We start from the raw sequence: 16,482 nt of genomic DNA, 5'->3' as shown, positions 1-16,482 counted from the left end.
TCGCCAATGCTCCGCAGTGGCTCCCTCCTCCGCCTTGCAATCCACGGCACCAGACGACCCGGGCTATCCGACCCTGATCCGCCGGACACCCCCTATGGGCGGGCCCGTTCCCGGACCCCGCCCCGCGTTCCCTGCGGCTGGGCCCGCCCGCGGCGGGCCGAGCCGCAGGTACGGCTCACGGCCCGGAGCGGGCGGGCCGGCGGGCTCAGTGGAACAGTACGGACGCGTCCCCGGCCGCCGTGGTGACCGAGCCCGGGCACAGGAAGCTGCCCGAGGTCTTGGCGGCGGTGAAGGCCCGGTTGACGTACTTCCGGGTCGTCCCGTCGCGGTCCCACACGATGTTCGTCGCCTTGTAGCGGCAGGAGATGAAGCTCTGCCTGCCGGTGATGTCGATCAGATCGGTCCGCGCCGTGCCGGCCGCGTCGTCGAACGTGAAGGCGGGGTTGTTGTTGAGGGTGGCGGCGATGCCGCCGCCGCAGGCCAGATTTCCTCCCGGCGCGTTGATGGTGCTGCGGTCGACGGTCAGGGCCGCCGGGGCGGCTGCGCTCGTGGTCGCGTTGGTCCAGGTGCACGTGCTGCCGGCGACCACGATCACGCCGTCGGCCTTCAGGTCTGCCACCGAGATGCCGGGGCCCTGCGCGAGGGCGGTGCCGGTACCGGTGAAGGCCGCCGCGACTGCCAGCGTCGCGATTCCTGCGATGCGCGAGATGCGGGTCCTGTGCGTGCTGTGCCTCATGAATCGCTCCTCCATGCCGACTACTGGTGGGGGTGGGCGAGGCGCTGGGCCTCTCAGAGGGTGCGGAGTGCGTGCCGGGAGCGTCCCACAGGCGTCGTGAACTGTCAGGAGCATGTCATGCATGTGCAGCGGATTGGCTGGAATCACCACCCGGTAGGGGACGAGGCGCGAGGCCGGACGGCGCGGGCGCGACCGGCAGGATCCGGAAGGGACGGCCTCTAGTCGGAGGCCGTGCCGGGGCCGAGCCCGAGCACCTCCGCCAGGTCGTAGCCGACGACCTCCTCCAACTGGCCGTACGTGCAGCTCTCCGGCGTCCGGTCGGGACGCCACCGGCGGAACTGGGCCGTGTGCCGGAAGCGGTCCCCCTCCATGTGGTCGTAGGCCACCTCGACGACCCGTTCCGGCCGCAGCGGCACCCATGACAGGTCCTTCTTGCCGGTCCAGCGGCTCGTCGCGCCGGGCAGCCGGGCGCTCTCGTGCGCGGACTCCTCGGCCCAGGCGGCCCAGGGGTGACCGGCGGGGTCCTCCATGCGCAGGGGTTCGAGCTCCTCCACCAGCTCGGCGCGGCGCTTCATGGGGAAGGCCGCGCACACGCCCACGTGCTGCAGGGCGCCCTGGTCGTCGTAGAGCCCCAGCAGGAGCGATCCGACGATCGGACCGCTCTTGTGGAAACGGAAACCCGCGACGACGGCGTCGGCGGTACGTTCGTGCTTGATCTTGAACATGAGGCGGGCATCGGGCCGGTAGGGGAGGTCGAGCGGTTTGGCGATCACCCCGTCGAGCCCGGCGCCTTCGAACTGCTCGAACCACTCCTGCGCGAGCGCGGGGTCGGTGGTCGCGGGCGCGAGATGGACGGGGGGCCGTGCAGTGGAGAGGCAGTCGACGAGGGCGGCGCGGCGCCCGGTGAGCGGGGTGTCGAGGAGCGGCTCGTCGCCGAGGGCCAGCAGGTCGAAGGCGACGAAGGCGGCGGGGGTCGTCTCGGCGAGCAGTTTCACGCGGGAGGCGGCGGGATGGATCCGCTCGGTCAGCCGGTCGAAGTCGAGCCGCCCGTCATGGATGATCACGATCTCGCCGTCCATCACGCACCGGTCGGGCAGGTTGCCCTTCAGCGCTTCCACCAGCTCCGGGAAATACCTGGTCAGGGACTTGCCCGTCCGACTGCCGATCTCGATCTCGGCGCCGTCGCGGTGGACGATCGCCCGGAAGCCGTCCCACTTGGCCTCGTACTGCATGCCGGCCGGGATCCTGGCCACGGACTTGGCGAGCATCGGCTTCACGGGGGGCATCACCGGCAGATCCATGCTGTCGATTCTGCGACGGTACGTACGGCCCCGCCCGGTATGCGCGACCAGCCGGGCCCGCCTAACGTGGCGCACATGGGTGCTGCCGGTAACGCGATCGAGCTGGAGGCGGGCGGCCGTACGGTCCGCCTGTCCAACCCGGACAAGGTGTACTTCCCGGAGCGTGGCCTCACCAAGAGGAACGTGGCCGAGTACTACCTCTCGGTCGCGGAGGGCATCACACGCGCCCTGCGCAACAGGCCCACGACCCTCGAGCGCTACCCGGACGGCGTGGAGGGGGAGTCCTTCTTCCAGAAGCGCGCCCCCAAGAACCTCCCCGACTGGATCCCCACGGCCCACATCGCCTTCCCCAGCGGGCGCACGGCGGACGAGATCTGCCCGACCGAGCCGGCGGCCGTGCTGTGGGCCGCCAACCTGGGCTGCCTCACCTTCCATCCCTGGCCGGTGCGGCGCGAGGACACCGACCGCCCCGACGAACTGCGCATCGACCTCGACCCGCAGCCCGGCACCGACTACCACCACGCGGTGGCGGCCGCCCACGAACTGCGGCCGCTGCTCGAGGAGCTGGGCCTGCGCGGCTGGCCCAAGACCTCCGGCGGCCGGGGCCTGCACGTCTTCGTGCCCATCGCCCCGCGCTGGAGCTTCACCGAGGTCCGCCGGTGCGCGATCGCCATCGGCCGGGAGCTGGAACGCCGGATGCCCGGCAAGGTCACGACGGCCTGGTGGAAGGAGGAGCGCGGCGAGCGGATCTTCTTCGACTACAACCAGACGGCCCGCGACCGGACGATCGCCTCCGCCTACTCCGTCCGCCCCCGCCCGCACGCCCCGGTGTCGGCCCCGCTGCGCTGGGACGAAGTGGACGACGCGGAGCCGCGCGACTTCGACATCGTGACGATGCCGGCCCGCTTCGCCGAAGTGGGCGATCTGCACGCGGAGATGGACGACCACGCCTTCACCCTGGATGCCGCGCTGGAGCTCGCCTCCCGCGACGAGCACCAACACGGCCTGGGCGACATGCCGTACCCGCCGGACTACCCGAAGATGCCGGGCGAACCCAAGCGCGTCCAGCCGAGCCGCGCCAAGAACGAGTCCGACGGCTCCTGACGGCGGGATCGACGTCCGCGGACCGGGACCCGCCCCGCGCCCGTCCGGGGAGTGGTCCATGCGATCCATGCGATCCACGCACCGATATGGCCGAGCAAAAAACAACACGAACGATCGTGCTAATATCTCCTCGTCATCCTGCTCCTGCCCTATGCGGCCATCCAGCGGAGATCCGGAGAACCGGCATGCACCCCATGGCTTCACTCCTGAGCACCACCCTCAACGTCGGAGCCCGGCTCGCCCCGGGCCTGGTCGGACCCCGCGCCTTCGCGCTGTTCGTCCGTCCGCTCGGCCGCGCGCGACTGCGCCCCGACGAGGCGGAGGTGATGGCGCGGGCCGAGACCGGGCGGCTGCTCGTGCGGGGCATACCGGTCACCACCTACCGGTGGGGCGACGGCGAGCGCCCGGTCCTCGTGGTGCACGGCTGGTCCTCGCGCACATCGCGGTTCGCCGGCTTCGTCGAGGCGCTGCGGGCGGAGGGCCACAGCGTGATCGCCTTCGACTCGCCGGGACACGGCGAGTCCGGCGGCAGCGCCACCACGGTCCGCGACCAGCGCGAGATCATCCGCCTGCTGCACGGCGGGCACGGGGACTTCTCGGCCGTCCTCGCCCACTCCATCGGAGTGCTCTCGAGCCTCTTCACCCTGCGGGACACGGTCCGCGCGGACCGGGTGGTCGCCATCGGGGGAATCGCCGAATTCGGCTACCTCCTCGAGCAGTTCCGCGCCCGGCTGGGGCTGAACGAGGCGGTCGAGCGGGTCCTGCGCCGCCACGTCGAGCAGCGCCTCTTCCCCGGGGAAACCGGCATCTGGCAGCGCCTGGACGCCCGTTGGAACCCGGCGGACGTCCAGGTGCCGATGCTCCTCGTCCACGACAAGGACGACGACGTCGCGACTCCGGCCCAGTCCCGCGCCCTCGCGGCCGCCCACGGCGACCGGGCCCGCCTGATCGAGACCGGCGGACTCGGCCACCGGCGCATCCTCGCCGACCCCGAAGTCATCGCGGCAGCGGTCGAGTTCATCACCGCCCCGTACGTCCCCTCGGAAAACCCCGCCGAGATCCCGGCGGCCACCCGATGAGCACCCCCACCCGGACCGGGGACGCCGTCACCGACCCGGCCGGCGGAGCCGCCGCCCCGGGCCGGATCCTGCTCCTCGCCTGCGCCGTCACCTTCCTCGCCTTCCTCGACGCCACCGTCGTCAACGTGGCCTTCCCCGATCTGCGGCGGGCCTTCCCCGAGGCGTCCCTGGCCCGGCTGACCTGGGTGGTCAGCGGCTACGCCGTCCTCTTCGCCGCCCTGCTGGCGGCCGCCGGGCGCCTCGCCGACACCTTGGGGCGACGCACCCTCTTCCTCGGCTCGGTCCTCGCCTTCACCCTCACCTCCCTCGCCGCGAGCGCCGCCCCCACCGCCGACCTGCTCATCGGGGCCCGCGCCCTCCAGGGGGCCGCGGCCGCCGGAATGATCCCGGCCGCGCTGGGCCTCGTACTGGCCCACACCCCGCCCGGCCGCCGGGCGGCGGCGCTCGGCGCATGGGGCGCCGCGGGCGGACTCGCCGCCGCGGTCGGCCCCAGCCTCGGCGGCCTGCTCGTCGAGGTGTGGGACTGGCGCGCGATCTTCCTGGTCAACGTGCCCCTCGGCCTGGCGGTCTGCCGGGCCGCCGCCCGCGCCGTTCCCCGGGACGCGCGCACCGCGCGCCGGCTCCCGGACCCCGTCGGCACCGTCGCCCTGGCGGTCGGCATCGGGGGCGTGGTGGCCGGCCTCACCCAGGGCGCGGACTGGGGCTGGACCGACCCCGCGGTGCTCGCACTCGCGGGCGGCGGCGCCCTGTCGACCGCCGTCGCGCTGTACCGCTCGCGCCGCCATCCCGCCCCGGCCGTCGACCGGGACCTGTGGCGCGACCGGGTCTTCGCCCGCGCCAACGTGTCGGCCCTGCTCTTCGGGGCGGCCATGTACGCGTGGCTGCTGACCGGGCCCTCGTACCTCATCGCCCGCTGGGACTACTCGGTCCTGGAGGCCGGTTTCGGCGTCACCCCCGGCGCCGTGCTCGCCATGGCGGGTGCGCTGGTCGTCGGCCGCCGCGTACCGGCGCACCTGCAGTGGGCCGCCGTTGTCATCGGCTCCCTGCTGTTCGCCGGGAACGCCCTGCTGCTGTGGGGCTGGGTCGGCGCCTCGGCCTCGTACGCCCAGATCTTCCTCCCGGCCGGCCTGCTGGGCGGCCTCGGCATCGGCGTGGCCCTGACCGCGCTGTCGACCGCCGCCTCCGCCACCCTTCCGCCGCAGCGGTTCGCGGCGGGGACCGGGCTGCTGATGACGGCCCGGCAACTGGGCGGCGCACTCGGCATCGCGGCCACCGCGGCCCTGCTGACCGGGGCGGGCGACCGCTGGCGCGGGGTCTTCCTCATGGTGGCGGTCGCGGCGGTGGGCGCGGCGGCCGCGGGCTGGTCGATGCGCGCGGGCGCCCGGGTCAGCCGGCCGGGCTGAACGCCGGGGGCCGCTCCGGGAGTTCCTCCGGGGCGGCCGCCGCCGCCCGCAGCCGGTCGAGGATGCCCCGGCCGGCGCGTTCGTATGCGAGCGGGTCCTCGTGCAGCACGGAATGCGCGTTCGCCAGCTCCATCATCGCGATCGCCTCGAACGCGAGCTGCGGCACGTCCGCGGGATCGAACCCGTCCCGCAGCCCGCCCACCTGCCGCGCCTCGTCCAGGAGCCGCTCGAGGTAACGCGCCCAGTCGGACCTGACCTTGGCGATCTCGTCGCGCACGGGGCCGGGGCGCGAGTCGAACTCCGCCGAGACCGTGTAGAAGAAGCACCCGCCCGGGAAGATCCGGTGCGCGGAGTAGTCCAGCCACAGCTCGCACACCCGCCACACCTTGGCGAGGCCGGCCGGGTCCTCGCGCACGGGCCGCACGACCTGCTCGACGAACACGTCCACGGCGGCGCGGACGGTGGCGAGCTGCAGGTCCTCCTTGGAGCCGAAGAGGGCGAAGACACCGCTCTTGCTCAGACCGAGATCCGCGGCGATCTTCCCCAGGGACAGGCCTTCCAGCCCGTCCACGGAAGCGATGCTCATCGTCCGGTCGAGGACGGTGCGCCGCGTCTGATTGCCCCGTTCCACGCGTCCGTCTGCCATGACCCCATCTTACCGAACGCACGGTCGTTCACTCTGTGGGAGCGGGCGGGCCGGGCGGGGCCGGGCGGGCCGGACGGGGGCCACTGTCAGTGGGGAGTGCCATGCTCGAAGAGGACACGGCTACGAGCGTCGGCGGGCGGAAGCGGACGGAAGGAGTGCGGACCATGCTCACCACGGACTACAAGGACGGCTCCCCGAACTGGGTGGACCTCGCGACGCCGGACATAGAAGCCGCTGCGGGGTTCTACGAAGGACTGCTCGGCTGGGACTTCCGGGCAGGCGGCGAGGAGGTCGGCGGCTACGGGATGTTCCACCTCGGCGGCAGGACGGTCGCGGGCGGCATGACCGTCCCCGCGGACAGGGGCCCGTGCGCCTGGCAGGTGTACTTCCAGACCTCCGACACGGACGCGACGGCGGCGGCCGTGCCCGGGGCGGGCGGCACGGTCACCGTCGAGCCGATGGACGTCATGGACTTCGGCCGCATGGCGGTCTTCGCCGACCCGGAGGGCGTGGGCTTCGGCGTGTGGCAGCCGAGGAAGAACGCGGGCCTCGGCGCGGTGACGGAGGTGGGCTCCCTGTGCTGGACGGAGCTGTACACGGGTGATGTGGCCGCGGCAGCACGGTTCTACGGAGCGGTGCTGGGCTGGGAGATCCGCGAAATGCCGTACGAGGGCGGCGCGTACACGATGGCCGGGCCGGCGGGAGGGACGGACGAGGAATCCTTCGCCGGGCTCGTGCCGATCTCGGTGGACCCGGTCGAGGACGCCGAACAGCCTTACTGGTCCCTGTACTTCGAGGTCGCCGACTGCGACGCCGCGGCCGCGAAGGCGGAGGAGACGGGCGGGAAGGTGCGCCTCACGCCGGTGTTCATGGAGGGAGTCGGCCGCTTCGCCAAGCTCGCGGATCCCTTCGGGGCGCGGTTCGCGGTCATAGCCAGTGCGCCGGCGTCCGGTCCGTGACGTGTTGTTGATCAGGCGTTGATCGGACGTCCATCGGCGGCGGTGAGTATCACCGGCATGTCGATGAACACCACCGCCACCGCCACTTCCGCTGCCGCTGACACCGCCTGGTACGACCTCGCCCTCTGCGCCCAGACGGGCCCGGGCTTCTTCTTCCCGGAGCCCGGCTCGTCGCTGCGCGACGCGAAGCGGCTGTGCGGGGCGTGCGAGGGGCGTGCGGCGTGCCTGGAGTACGCGCTGGCGAACGACGAACGCTTCGGCGTGTGGGGCGGCCTGTCGGAAGCCGAACGCCTGGCCCTGCGGCCGCGCCGCTGATCAGGTACGGGTGCCTTTCCCGCTGGGCCGCACCAGCCCCACCCGCAGCGCGAGCTCGAACCCCTCACCGCCGCGACACCCTGGCAGAACGGTGCTTCGCCACGGGAATCCGCGTCACTCGCGTGAGGGAGCCGAAACCGGTCAGGGCCGGGCGGGACCGGCCGACAGCCCCGGCCGGTGTCAGCCCTTGCGGGCGGCGATGCGCGCCGCGCGGGCGGCCAGGCGCTCGTCGAGCTTGCGGGCCTCGGTGTCCAGGCCGTTCATGAAGAGGCCGAGCTCTTCCTGGGCCTTCTGGCCGTCGGGGCCCAGGCCGTCGATGTCCATGATCTTCAGGAAGCGGATCACGGGGCTCAGCACGTCGTCGTGGTGGATCCGCAGGTTGTAGACCCCGCCGATCGCCATCTGCGCGGCCATCCGCTCGAAGCCGGGCATGCCGTGTCCGGGCATCCGGAAGTTGACCACGACGTCCCGGACGGCCTGCATCGTGAGGTCCGGGGCGAGCTCGAAGGCCGCGGCCAGCAGGTTGCGGTAGAAGATCATGTGCAGGTTCTCGTCCTGCGCGATGCGCGCCAGCATCCGGTCGCAGACCGGGTCACCGGACTGGTGGCCGGTGTTGCGGTGCGAGATGCGGGTCGCGAGCTCCTGGAAGGCCACGTACGCCACCGAGTGCAGCATCGAGTGGCTGTTGTCGGACTCGAAGCCCTCCGACATGTGCTGCATCCGGAACGCTTCCAGCTTGTCCGGGTCCACGGCGCGCGAGGCCAGCAGGTAGTCGCGCATCACGATGCCGTGGCGGCCCTCCTCGGCCGTCCAGCGGTGCACCCAGGTGCCCCAGGCGCCGTTGCGGCCGAAGAGCGTCGCGATCTCGTGGTGGTAGCTGGGGAGGTTGTCCTCGGTCAGCAGGTTCACCACGAGGGCGATCTTGCCGATCTCGGTGACCTTGGACTGGTCGGGGTGCCAGGCCTCGCCGTCCTCGAAGAAGGCGGGGAAGTTCCGGCCGTCGCTCCACGGGACGTAGTCGTGGGGCATCCAGTCCTTCTGGACCTTCAGGTGGCGGTTGAGCTCCTTCTCGACCACTTCTTCCAGCGCGAACAGCAGCTTGGCGTCGGTCCACGCCTCCGAGCTGCCGAGGTGGGGAGAGGTGATCGTCACGGGTGCTCCTGGATGTAAAGCGAACTACCTACGGTTCCGTAGCCTACGGAGTCGTAGGTTAAGCGGGACATCAAGACCAGCCAAGTCCCCGGCAGGTGTATGTCTGGTTACATCCTGTTATCTATGCAGTTTGAGGGTGGCCTGAAGGGCCCATGGAGGGGCAAAGTCACGCCAAGAGGTGGTCCGCCGCCCCGGCTTTTACCGCGGAAATCAGCGCCCGCAGGGCGTCGACCGAGTCGGTGACGTACGTGGCGGACCCGGTCGTGCCGATGTAGGCCATCCCCTCGGTGTCGCGCCCGAAGCGGAAACAGTTCGCCCCCTCGCTGCAGAAGGCCTCGTCCCAGGTGATCTTGACTGCGGGGGGCGCGGTGACCGTCGTGGTGATCGTGTTCATGGAGTCTCTCCTCGTCGGACCGGTCACAGGCTCTGTGCGACGGCGTGGATGAAATCGCGGGAGGCGGCGGCGGGCAGCGCCAGTGAGCGCAGCCGCTCCAGCAGTCCCCGGTAGCGCAGCAGCTTCATGTGCGAGTCCAGCAGCATCGAGCCGTGCGAGCTGTCCAGCTGCACGGTGTCGAGCCGCGGTATCGAGGCCGCGGCGTAGGTGAAGGACTGCCCGGCGCCCGGGAAGCCTCCGGCCGTGAAGGGGATGACCAGCACCGTCGTGCGCGCCCGCTCCGACTGCTCCAGGACGTGCTCCAGCTGCGCCCGGGCGACCTTCGGTCCGCCGAACTGCATCCGCAGCGCGGCCTCGTGCACCACCGCCTCGTACAACGGGGGCCGCTCCCGCGCGAACACCTGCTGCCGGCTCATGCGCAGGGCGAGCCGCGCCTGCAGGTCCGGCTCCGGCAGCGGCGGGTCGGCGGTGTCGAAGACCGCCCGCGCGTGCGCCTCGGTCTGCAGCAGCCCGGGGATGTGCGTGGTGACCGCGGTGTGCAACTCGACGGAGTGGTGCTCCAGTTCGCAGATGTCGAGCAGCCCCGGCGGCAGCATCCCGCGGTGCTGTTCCCACCACCCCTTGTCCCGCTCCTGCGCCATCGACGCGAGCAGGTCGACGAGGCCCGTGTCCGGGCAGTCGTAGTTGAAGGCGAGGGTGCGGACGCGCTCGGCGCTGATGCCGATCCGGCCGGATTCGATGTTGGGGATCCGCGTGCGGTCCACCCCCAGCAGGGCCGCGGCCTGCTGGACCGTCATGCCCGACTCCTCGCGGAGCCTGCGCAGCTCGGAGCCCAAGCGCTGCTGCCTCGCGGTCGGCGTGCTCCTGGGCGGCACGGGCGCCCCTCCTTCGCTGCGGGGCACGCGCGAAATTCCGTACCCATCCTGAAATGCCCTGAGAAATGGGCAAGTGGTGAGACAAGTAGTAGCACTGTGCACCGGGTTACGCTACGGTCGGTAGTGCAAGTCTCACACGGGGCGACCCCGTGACCTCGGATGACCCCTCCATGGCGGACCGGTCTTCGATCACACTGCTGTCGATCACACCCATATTTGGAGCAGCGCGATGACGGGCACTCTCGGTGGCCTGCGGCCGGCCCATGAGCCCCGGCGGATACCGCCCGAAGCGGCGAGGCTGGACTACTCGATACGTCTTCCGGGCGGCGCCTACTGCGCGGGCACCGCCCGTTCCGTCGTCCGGACCCTGCTCGACCGGCACGGCCTGCCCGACCTGCGCGAGACGGCGGCCCTCGCCGCCTCCGAACTCGTGGCGTACGGATACCGCTTCACGCCCGACGAGGAGATGGTGCTGAAGATCTGCTGGCAGTACGACGCGCTGCGGATCGTCGTCTACGACCAGCACCCGGCGCACTCCTCGCCCGAGGAGAGCGAGGAGTGCAGGAGCCGGCGCAGCCGCGGGATGTGGCTGCTCGCCGCGGCCGTGGACGCCTGCGGCGGGGACTGGGGGCTCACCCCCGTCCTGACCGCGATGGGCGGCACCAAGTCCTGGGTCTTACTGCCGCGTTAAAGGCCGGTGGTCATTCGTGCCACAGCGTCTCCCGGACCTCCTCCGCCGTCGTCGGCCGCAGTTCGCCGTCCAGCAGCAGCCACCGCGTGATGCCGATCGACTCCAGGAACGGCACGTCATGGCTGGCCACCAGGAGCGCACCCTCGTAGGACTCCAGCGCGTCGGTCAACTGCCGTACGCTCGCCAGGTCCAGATTGTTCGTCGGCTCGTCGAGCATCAGCAGCTGCGGAGCGGGCTCCGCGAGCAGCAGCGCCGCCAGCGCCGCCCGGAACCGCTCGCCGCCCGACAAGGTGCCGGCCGGCCGGTCCGCCCGGGCGCCCCGGAACAGGAAGTGCGCGAGCCGAGCCCGGACCACGTTGTTCGTGGCCTGCGGGGCGAACCGCGCCACGTTCTCCACCACCGAACGGCTCTCGTCCAGTACGTCCAGGCGCTGCGGCAGGAACCGCGTGGTCACGTGCCTCACCGCCTCCCCGGACACCGGCGCCAGCTGCCCGGCGACCGTGCGCAGCAGCGTGGTCTTGCCCGACCCGTTGCGTCCCACCAGCGCGATCCGCTCCGGGCCGCGCAGCTCCCACTCGCCCCGTACGGCCGCACCGTGGGCCAGCCGCACATCGCTGAGGGTCAGCACGCGCCGCCCGGGCGGGACCTGGGTGGCGGGGAGCTTGATGCGGATCTCGTCGTCGTCGCGCACCGCCTCCACCGCCTGGTCGAGCCGCTCCTTCGCCTGCGCGAGCCGCTCGGTGTGCATGATCCGGTGCTTGCCGGCCGATTCCTGGGCCGCCCGCTTTCGGGCGCCCATCACGATCTTCGGCTCGCGCTTGTTCTCGTACATCTTCTGGCCGTACCGCTTGCGCCGCGACAACTTGACCTGTGCGTCGGCCAGTTCACGCTTCTGGCGCTGTACGTCGGCCTCCGCCACCCGGACCATCCGCTCGGCCGACTCCTGCTCGGCGGCGAGCATCTCCTCGTAGTCCGTGAAGTTCCCGCCGTACCAGCGGACTTCACCGTCGCGCAGATCGGCGATCTGGTCGACCCGCTCCAGCAGCTCCCGGTCGTGGCTGACCAGGACCATCACCCCGGTCCAGGACTCGACGGCCGCGTACAGGCGGCGCCGGGCCCGCAGGTCCAGGTTGTTGGTGGGCTCGTCCAGCAGCAGGACGTCCGGGCGGGCGAGGAGCAGCGCAGCCAGCCGCAGCAGCACGCACTCGCCGCCCGACAGTTCGCCGACGGTGCGGTCCAGTCCGATGCGGGCGAGTCCGAGCTGGTCGAGCATGGCGGTCGCCCGCTCCTCCACGTCCCAGTCGTCGCCGACGGCCGCGAAGTTGGCCTCGGTGGCCTCGCCCGCCTCGATGGCGTGCAGGGCGGCGCGGGCGGTGTGGATGCCGAGGGCCTCGTCGACCCGGAGCGCCGTGTCGAGGGTGAGGTTCTGCGGCAGGTAGCCGATCGTGCCGGCAATGGCCAACTCACCCTCTCCAGGAGTGAGTTCACCGGCGATCAGCTTCAGCAGCGTGGACTTGCCGCAGCCGTTGAGCCCGATCAGGCCGGTACGGCCCGGGCCGATCGCCAGGGAGAAGTCTTCGAAGACGGGGGAGCCGTCCGGCCAGTCGAAGGACAGGGCGGAGCAGGTGATGAAAGCAGGGGCATGACTCATAGAGGCCTCCAGGTTGCGTGAATGGTGCGTGCAACGCGGGGAGACAGCCGACGGTCAGCGATTTGCGGTGACGGGGGTCGGTGTCTCGGACCTCAGAAGTCCAATGTCCTGCTCCGTTTCGACGGCGATGGGGCGTCTACGAAGCTACGGGCGGCCGGAGCCGCCCGCAAACGATTAACGGCCGTACGGTCAGCAGCCGTCGCGCATCAGCTCGGCCAGGCTGTGGTCCATGTCGAGGTAGAGGTGCTCCAGGCCGGGCGGAACCACGACGGCAGCCCGTTCCAGGAAGCGCTGCAGCTCGGCCGTGAGCATCAGCACGATCGCGACGCCCTCGGGGGCGTGGAACTCGATCGTGGTCCGCTCGCCGTCGTACGGGCGCACGCGCACGTCGCCCTGGCCGGACGGGCGGTTCAGCCCGGACTCCAGCAGCTCGCGCGCGAAGGTCCACGAGACCTCGACGCCCTCCAGCGTGGCCGGAGCCGGGAAGGCCATGCGCACGGCGAACGGATCCGCACGGTCGTAGCAGAGGGTGACGGGCACGGTCTCGACCTTCGGCGCGGTGGCGACCAGACGGGCCTGAACGGCCTGCTCGATGACAGTGATCAAGGCGCACTCCCTTGCGGCGGATCTGCTGCCGGGCCGTGGGGTGGAGCCCGGCAACTCGATAGACGCCGGAATCGGCAAATCCGTGCATGGAGGGTGACGTGAGCTGTGTCACCGAATGGCCGGAACCCGCCTGTGTGATCGCACAGGGTGACCGTCGGCGGGTTGCAGAGGCAGGATGATCACTCGGAGTGGCAGCTTCCGGAGAGGTCGCAGAAGGGCTGATTAGCGCTCACTCCACAGGCGCAAAGCATGGCCCTGGTCTCCCTGCGGACCTCCCCGTCCGCGGTCGTCACGCTCAGGTCGCCGCGCAGCACGAGCCGGCCGGCGGAATCGCGTACGACGGTGGTCGGCCGGTCCGGCTCCTCCTCGGGGCCCTCGGCCAGCAGGTACTGGAGCGCCCCCGAGGGGCAGCGCCGGATCACCTCGGCGGCCAGGTCCGCGGCGGCCCCGTCCGGCTGAACCCAGGGGCGCCGTCCCGTGTCGAAGACTCCGGGCAGTCCCCGCACGCACTCGGCGGCGTGCAGGCACCGCCCCACCTCGTACGTGATGGTGATCTGCTTGCCCTCGTAGGCCTTGGGTTCCTTGGGCGTCATGGACCCACCCTAGGAAGGGTGCGACGGGGACGCACCCTGGACGGAAAAACGGGCGTGCGTTAGCTTCCGGCGCCATGAGACTTCTGGGAGTTGGCATGTGCGCGGCGGTTTTGACGGTGGGCTTACTGGCGGTGCCCGCCCAGGCGGACGCGTCCGGAGGGGCGGCGCAGCTGCACGGCGCGAGCTGGGCGCTCAAGGGCACGGGCAAGGAGGTCCGCTTCCGCGGACTGTCCGCCGTCAGCCGGTCCACGGCCTGGGTGGCGGGCTCCAAGGGCACCGTCCTGCGCACCGTGGACGGGGGCCGCAGCTGGAGCGACGTCTCGCCGCCCGCGGCCGTGGCCGAAGGCCTGGAACTGCGCGACATCGAGGCCTTCGACGCCCGCCGCGCCGTGGCCCTGTCCATCGGGGAGGGCGAGGCCTCCCGGGTGCTGCGCACCGAGGACGGCGGCGCCACCTGGACCGAGACCTTCCGCAACCCCGACCCGCGCGCCTTCTACGACTGCCTGACCTTCTTCGACAGCCGCCGCGGACTGGCCGTGAGCGACCCCGTGGACGGAAAGTTCCGCCTCCTGTCCACGGCCGACGGCGGCCGCACCTGGCAGCCCCTCCCGGCCGACGGCATGCCCGAGGCGCTGCCCGGCGAGGCCGGCTTCGCCGCGAGCGGCCAGTGCCTGGTCAGTGCGGGCCCGAAGGACGTTTGGCTCGCGACGGGCGGCGGCGCGGCCGCCCGGATCCTGCACTCCGCCGACCGCGGCCTGAACTGGACGGTCGCGGAATCCACCGTCCCCGCCGGCGACCCGGCCCGCGGGGTCTTCGCCCTGGCCTTCCGCGACCGTACGAGGGGACTCGCGGTCGGCGGCGACTACCGCACCGGCCAGCCCTCCCCGCAGGCCGCGGCCCGCTCCTCCGACGCAGGCCGCACCTGGAGCGCCTCGGCCACCCCGCCCCCGGCCTACCGCTCGGGAGCGGCCTGGTACCCGTACGGCCCGAACACCGCCCTCGCGGTGGGCCCGACGGGCACGGACGTGACCACCGACGGCGGCCGCAACTGGCGCGCGCTGGAGGCGGGTTCCTTCGACACGATCGACTGCGCACCGGACGCCGGGTGCTGGGCATCGGGGGAGAAGGGCCGAGTGGCACGCCTGGAGGCGAGGGGGTAGGGGGGCGGGGTCGGGAGGGGGGAGGGGGGAGGGGTCCGGACTGACCGGTATCAGAGAGGGCTTGGGGCTTCCCCGTCAGTCCCATAGTCCTTCCGTGTCGAAACGGCCTGTCAAGAGCGCTCCTTCGTCGCGTCGCTGCGCGATGTCGCTTCGCTCCACTCTTGACAGGCCGTCCCGCCCCGGAAAGACAAGGACTGCCGGGAAACCCCCAAAAGAACGGGCCGGGCGGAAGGCAAACAACCAGCCGTATCGGCGATGCTCGGCCCCCGCTCCGGCGTGGCGCGGCAGATCGCTACGCGCTTCTCGCCAAAGGCGTCTGCGGCCCGTCTGGGGCTGGTCATAAGCCGCCATCGATCGCTACGCGCTCCTCGACGACGGCGGCTGACCCCCGTCCGGGGCCGAGAGACCACGAAATGGCGCCGATCAGGGGCCCAAAGGGGCACATGCTCGCCCTGGCCGAGGTGTAGTCGTGTCAGGACGAGACCGCCCCCGCCAACCCACACCCATAACAGCCCAATTAGGGCATAACGCCAGGCGTTTCGGTCGCCGACCGGCTCTGACGTGAGTACACCTCGGCATAGCCGCTGTCTGGTCACTTTTCTCCTCTCGACGGCCGTCGGACGCGGTCATGGAGGAGGAAACCGGGCCCTTGGGCGGCCTATGACCAGCCCCGGACGGCAGGCGGACGCCGTCATCGAGAAGCGCGTAGCGATCTGGGGCGAGACCAGCCCCAGACGGGCCGCAGACGCCGAGAAATGAGGAGCGCGTAGCGATTTGACGCGCCCGATCTCCCCCGACGGTCTTGTGGTCGAGGTTTGGGGGTGGGTGGCCGACTGCCCGGTGCGGATGGTGGCCTGTGAGGGCCCGAGGCCGGGCCCGGCCCCTGCCGGAGCAGGGCTGGACATCGCTGAGATGGCCGTTTGTCGTTGTCTCCCCCGGCCCGTTCTTTTGGGGGTTTCCCGGCAGTCCTTGTCTTTCCGGGGCGGGACGGCCTGTCAAGGGCGGCCGAAGGCCGTCGCGAAGCGACGCGACGACGAAGGAGGAGCGCCCTTGACAGGCCGACCCGACACGGAAGGACTATGGGACTGACGGGAAAGCCCCAAGCCCTCTCTGATTCCGGCCGGCTCGGACCCGGCCAGGGGGTGCCGCTGCGCGGAGCAGGCCCCGCCCCGCCCTTTCACCGTTTCCTGGGGCTCCGCCCCAGACCCCGCGCCTCAAACGCCGGCGAGGCTGGATCGTCGGGAGCAGCCGACCCCCCCCACCCACATGCCGGAGACTGGATGCGCGGGCCCCAGTCGGACCCCGCGCCCGAACCCCGGCGAGGTTGGATGGCCGGGCCGCGCCCCAGCCCCCGTACGCCGGCCCCGGCGAGGTTGGATGGCCGGGCCGCGCCCCAGCCCCCGCACACCAATCACCGCCGAGGCTGGATCGTCGGGCCGCGGCCAGGCGGTGGGTGGGCGAGCGCCGCGTGCGGGCGGGGCCCGCAGGGGGAGAAGTCCCGTCCCTCACCCCACCGGGTTCTCCCGCACCGTCGACAGGTCCGCCGAGGTCTTCGTCGCGATGAACTCCGTGATGCGGTAGGCGCAGACGCCCGCCACCGTGAAGGGGTCCTCGGATGCGATCTGCTCGATCTCCGCCCGGGAGACACCGCCGGCCAGGATCACGCCTCCGTCGCGGGGGACCTTGCGGCCCGACGCGAGGAAGATGCCGGAGGCGTAGTAGCCGTCCAGCCAGGCGATGTGGGCGTCCATCTGTTCTTCGACGGCTTCGATGGGCGCGGTGTAGGACAGCTCCATTACGAACATGATCGCCAGGCT

Annotated in this window: 17 protein-coding genes; 7 read left to right on the top strand and 10 right to left on the bottom strand. The window is 71.6% G+C overall.

What is annotated here, in order from left to right; all coding sequences use genetic code 11:
- Nucleotides 1-205: 205 nt before the first annotated feature.
- Both ACIGFK_RS02640 and ACIGFK_RS02635 read right to left on the bottom strand, forming a co-directional pair.
- A complete protein-coding gene (locus ACIGFK_RS02640) occupies nucleotides 206-736 on the bottom strand; it encodes a hypothetical protein (protein WP_376660940.1) in 531 nt (176 codons plus the stop codon).
- 218 nt (nucleotides 737-954) lie between these two features.
- Nucleotides 955-2,037 (bottom strand): ATP-dependent DNA ligase, encoded by a 1,083-nt coding sequence (locus tag ACIGFK_RS02635; protein WP_376660941.1) that lies wholly within the window; start codon nucleotides 2,035-2,037, stop codon nucleotides 955-957.
- Nucleotides 2,038-2,112: 75 nt separating this feature from the next.
- Between ACIGFK_RS02635 and ligD the strand changes: the two genes are divergently transcribed.
- From ligD to ACIGFK_RS02620, 3 genes are all read left to right on the top strand, one after another.
- The gene (gene ligD, locus ACIGFK_RS02630; protein ID WP_376660942.1) at nucleotides 2,113-3,141 is read left to right on the top strand and encodes a non-homologous end-joining DNA ligase; all 1,029 of its coding nucleotides are present in this window, start codon (nucleotides 2,113-2,115) and stop codon (nucleotides 3,139-3,141) included.
- 194 nt (nucleotides 3,142-3,335) lie between these two features.
- Entirely contained in the window at nucleotides 3,336-4,220 is an 885-nt protein-coding gene (locus tag ACIGFK_RS02625) for an alpha/beta hydrolase (protein WP_400050205.1), read from the top strand.
- Entirely contained in the window at nucleotides 4,217-5,623 is a 1,407-nt protein-coding gene (locus ACIGFK_RS02620; RefSeq protein WP_400050203.1) for a DHA2 family efflux MFS transporter permease subunit, read from the top strand. The genes ACIGFK_RS02625 and ACIGFK_RS02620 overlap by 4 nt, the downstream gene beginning before the upstream one ends.
- Here ACIGFK_RS02620 and ACIGFK_RS02615 read toward each other — a convergent pair.
- Nucleotides 5,607-6,269 carry a TetR/AcrR family transcriptional regulator gene (locus ACIGFK_RS02615; protein WP_376660945.1) on the bottom strand — a complete coding sequence of 221 codons (663 nt, stop codon included), beginning with the start codon at nucleotides 6,267-6,269 and terminating at the stop codon, nucleotides 5,607-5,609. The two genes, ACIGFK_RS02620 and ACIGFK_RS02615, sit on opposite strands and share 17 nt — an antisense overlap.
- A gap of 164 nt (nucleotides 6,270-6,433) precedes the next feature.
- Here ACIGFK_RS02615 and ACIGFK_RS02610 point away from each other — a divergent pair, with 164 nt between their 5' ends.
- Both ACIGFK_RS02610 and ACIGFK_RS02605 read left to right on the top strand, forming a co-directional pair.
- Nucleotides 6,434-7,228 carry a VOC family protein gene (locus tag ACIGFK_RS02610; RefSeq protein ID WP_400050201.1) on the top strand — a complete coding sequence of 265 codons (795 nt, stop codon included), beginning with the start codon at nucleotides 6,434-6,436 and terminating at the stop codon, nucleotides 7,226-7,228.
- A 57-nt stretch (nucleotides 7,229-7,285) separates the two neighbouring features.
- Nucleotides 7,286-7,543, top strand: coding sequence for a WhiB family transcriptional regulator (locus ACIGFK_RS02605; RefSeq protein ID WP_376660947.1), 258 nt, complete (start codon nucleotides 7,286-7,288; stop codon nucleotides 7,541-7,543).
- Nucleotides 7,544-7,723: 180 nt separating this feature from the next.
- Here the strand turns inward: ACIGFK_RS02605 and ACIGFK_RS02600 are convergent, their stop codons facing one another.
- From ACIGFK_RS02600 to ACIGFK_RS02590, 3 genes are all read right to left on the bottom strand, one after another.
- Nucleotides 7,724-8,695, bottom strand: coding sequence for an acyl-ACP desaturase (locus tag ACIGFK_RS02600; protein ID WP_376660948.1), 972 nt, complete (start codon nucleotides 8,693-8,695; stop codon nucleotides 7,724-7,726).
- A gap of 166 nt (nucleotides 8,696-8,861) precedes the next feature.
- Nucleotides 8,862-9,089 (bottom strand): hypothetical protein, encoded by a 228-nt coding sequence (locus ACIGFK_RS02595; RefSeq protein ID WP_400050199.1) that lies wholly within the window; start codon nucleotides 9,087-9,089, stop codon nucleotides 8,862-8,864.
- A gap of 23 nt (nucleotides 9,090-9,112) precedes the next feature.
- Nucleotides 9,113-9,964 carry a helix-turn-helix domain-containing protein gene (locus ACIGFK_RS02590; protein ID WP_376660950.1) on the bottom strand — a complete coding sequence of 284 codons (852 nt, stop codon included), beginning with the start codon at nucleotides 9,962-9,964 and terminating at the stop codon, nucleotides 9,113-9,115.
- Between the two features lie 229 nt (nucleotides 9,965-10,193).
- On the opposite strand from ACIGFK_RS02590, the gene ACIGFK_RS02585 reads away from it, so the two are divergent.
- Nucleotides 10,194-10,655: an ATP-binding protein gene (locus tag ACIGFK_RS02585; RefSeq protein ID WP_376660951.1), complete on the top strand. Its 462-nt coding sequence runs from the start codon at nucleotides 10,194-10,196 to the stop codon at nucleotides 10,653-10,655.
- A gap of 10 nt (nucleotides 10,656-10,665) precedes the next feature.
- Here the strand turns inward: ACIGFK_RS02585 and ACIGFK_RS02580 are convergent, their stop codons facing one another.
- The 3 genes from ACIGFK_RS02580 to ACIGFK_RS02570 form a co-directional block, all read right to left on the bottom strand.
- Nucleotides 10,666-12,306 carry an ABC-F family ATP-binding cassette domain-containing protein gene (locus tag ACIGFK_RS02580; RefSeq protein ID WP_376660952.1) on the bottom strand — a complete coding sequence of 547 codons (1,641 nt, stop codon included), beginning with the start codon at nucleotides 12,304-12,306 and terminating at the stop codon, nucleotides 10,666-10,668.
- 189 nt (nucleotides 12,307-12,495) lie between these two features.
- The gene (locus tag ACIGFK_RS02575) at nucleotides 12,496-12,912 is read right to left on the bottom strand and encodes an SsgA family sporulation/cell division regulator (RefSeq protein ID WP_376660953.1); all 417 of its coding nucleotides are present in this window, start codon (nucleotides 12,910-12,912) and stop codon (nucleotides 12,496-12,498) included.
- 179 nt (nucleotides 12,913-13,091) lie between these two features.
- Nucleotides 13,092-13,505 carry a (4Fe-4S)-binding protein gene (locus ACIGFK_RS02570; protein ID WP_376660954.1) on the bottom strand — a complete coding sequence of 138 codons (414 nt, stop codon included), beginning with the start codon at nucleotides 13,503-13,505 and terminating at the stop codon, nucleotides 13,092-13,094.
- A gap of 74 nt (nucleotides 13,506-13,579) precedes the next feature.
- On the opposite strand from ACIGFK_RS02570, the gene ACIGFK_RS02565 reads away from it, so the two are divergent.
- Entirely contained in the window at nucleotides 13,580-14,665 is a 1,086-nt protein-coding gene (locus tag ACIGFK_RS02565; RefSeq protein WP_386464313.1) for a WD40/YVTN/BNR-like repeat-containing protein, read from the top strand.
- Between the two features lie 1,505 nt (nucleotides 14,666-16,170).
- On the opposite strand, the gene ACIGFK_RS02560 is transcribed toward ACIGFK_RS02565, so the two are convergent.
- Nucleotides 16,171-16,470: a YciI family protein gene (locus ACIGFK_RS02560; RefSeq protein ID WP_376660343.1), complete on the bottom strand. Its 300-nt coding sequence runs from the start codon at nucleotides 16,468-16,470 to the stop codon at nucleotides 16,171-16,173.
- Between the last annotated feature and the right edge of the window lie 12 nt (nucleotides 16,471-16,482).

Source organism: Streptomyces sp. NPDC085524, assembly GCF_044541755.1.
GTDB lineage: Bacteria > Actinomycetota > Actinomycetes > Streptomycetales > Streptomycetaceae > Streptomyces.
This window is presented reverse-complemented; position numbering and strand designations above follow the sequence as displayed.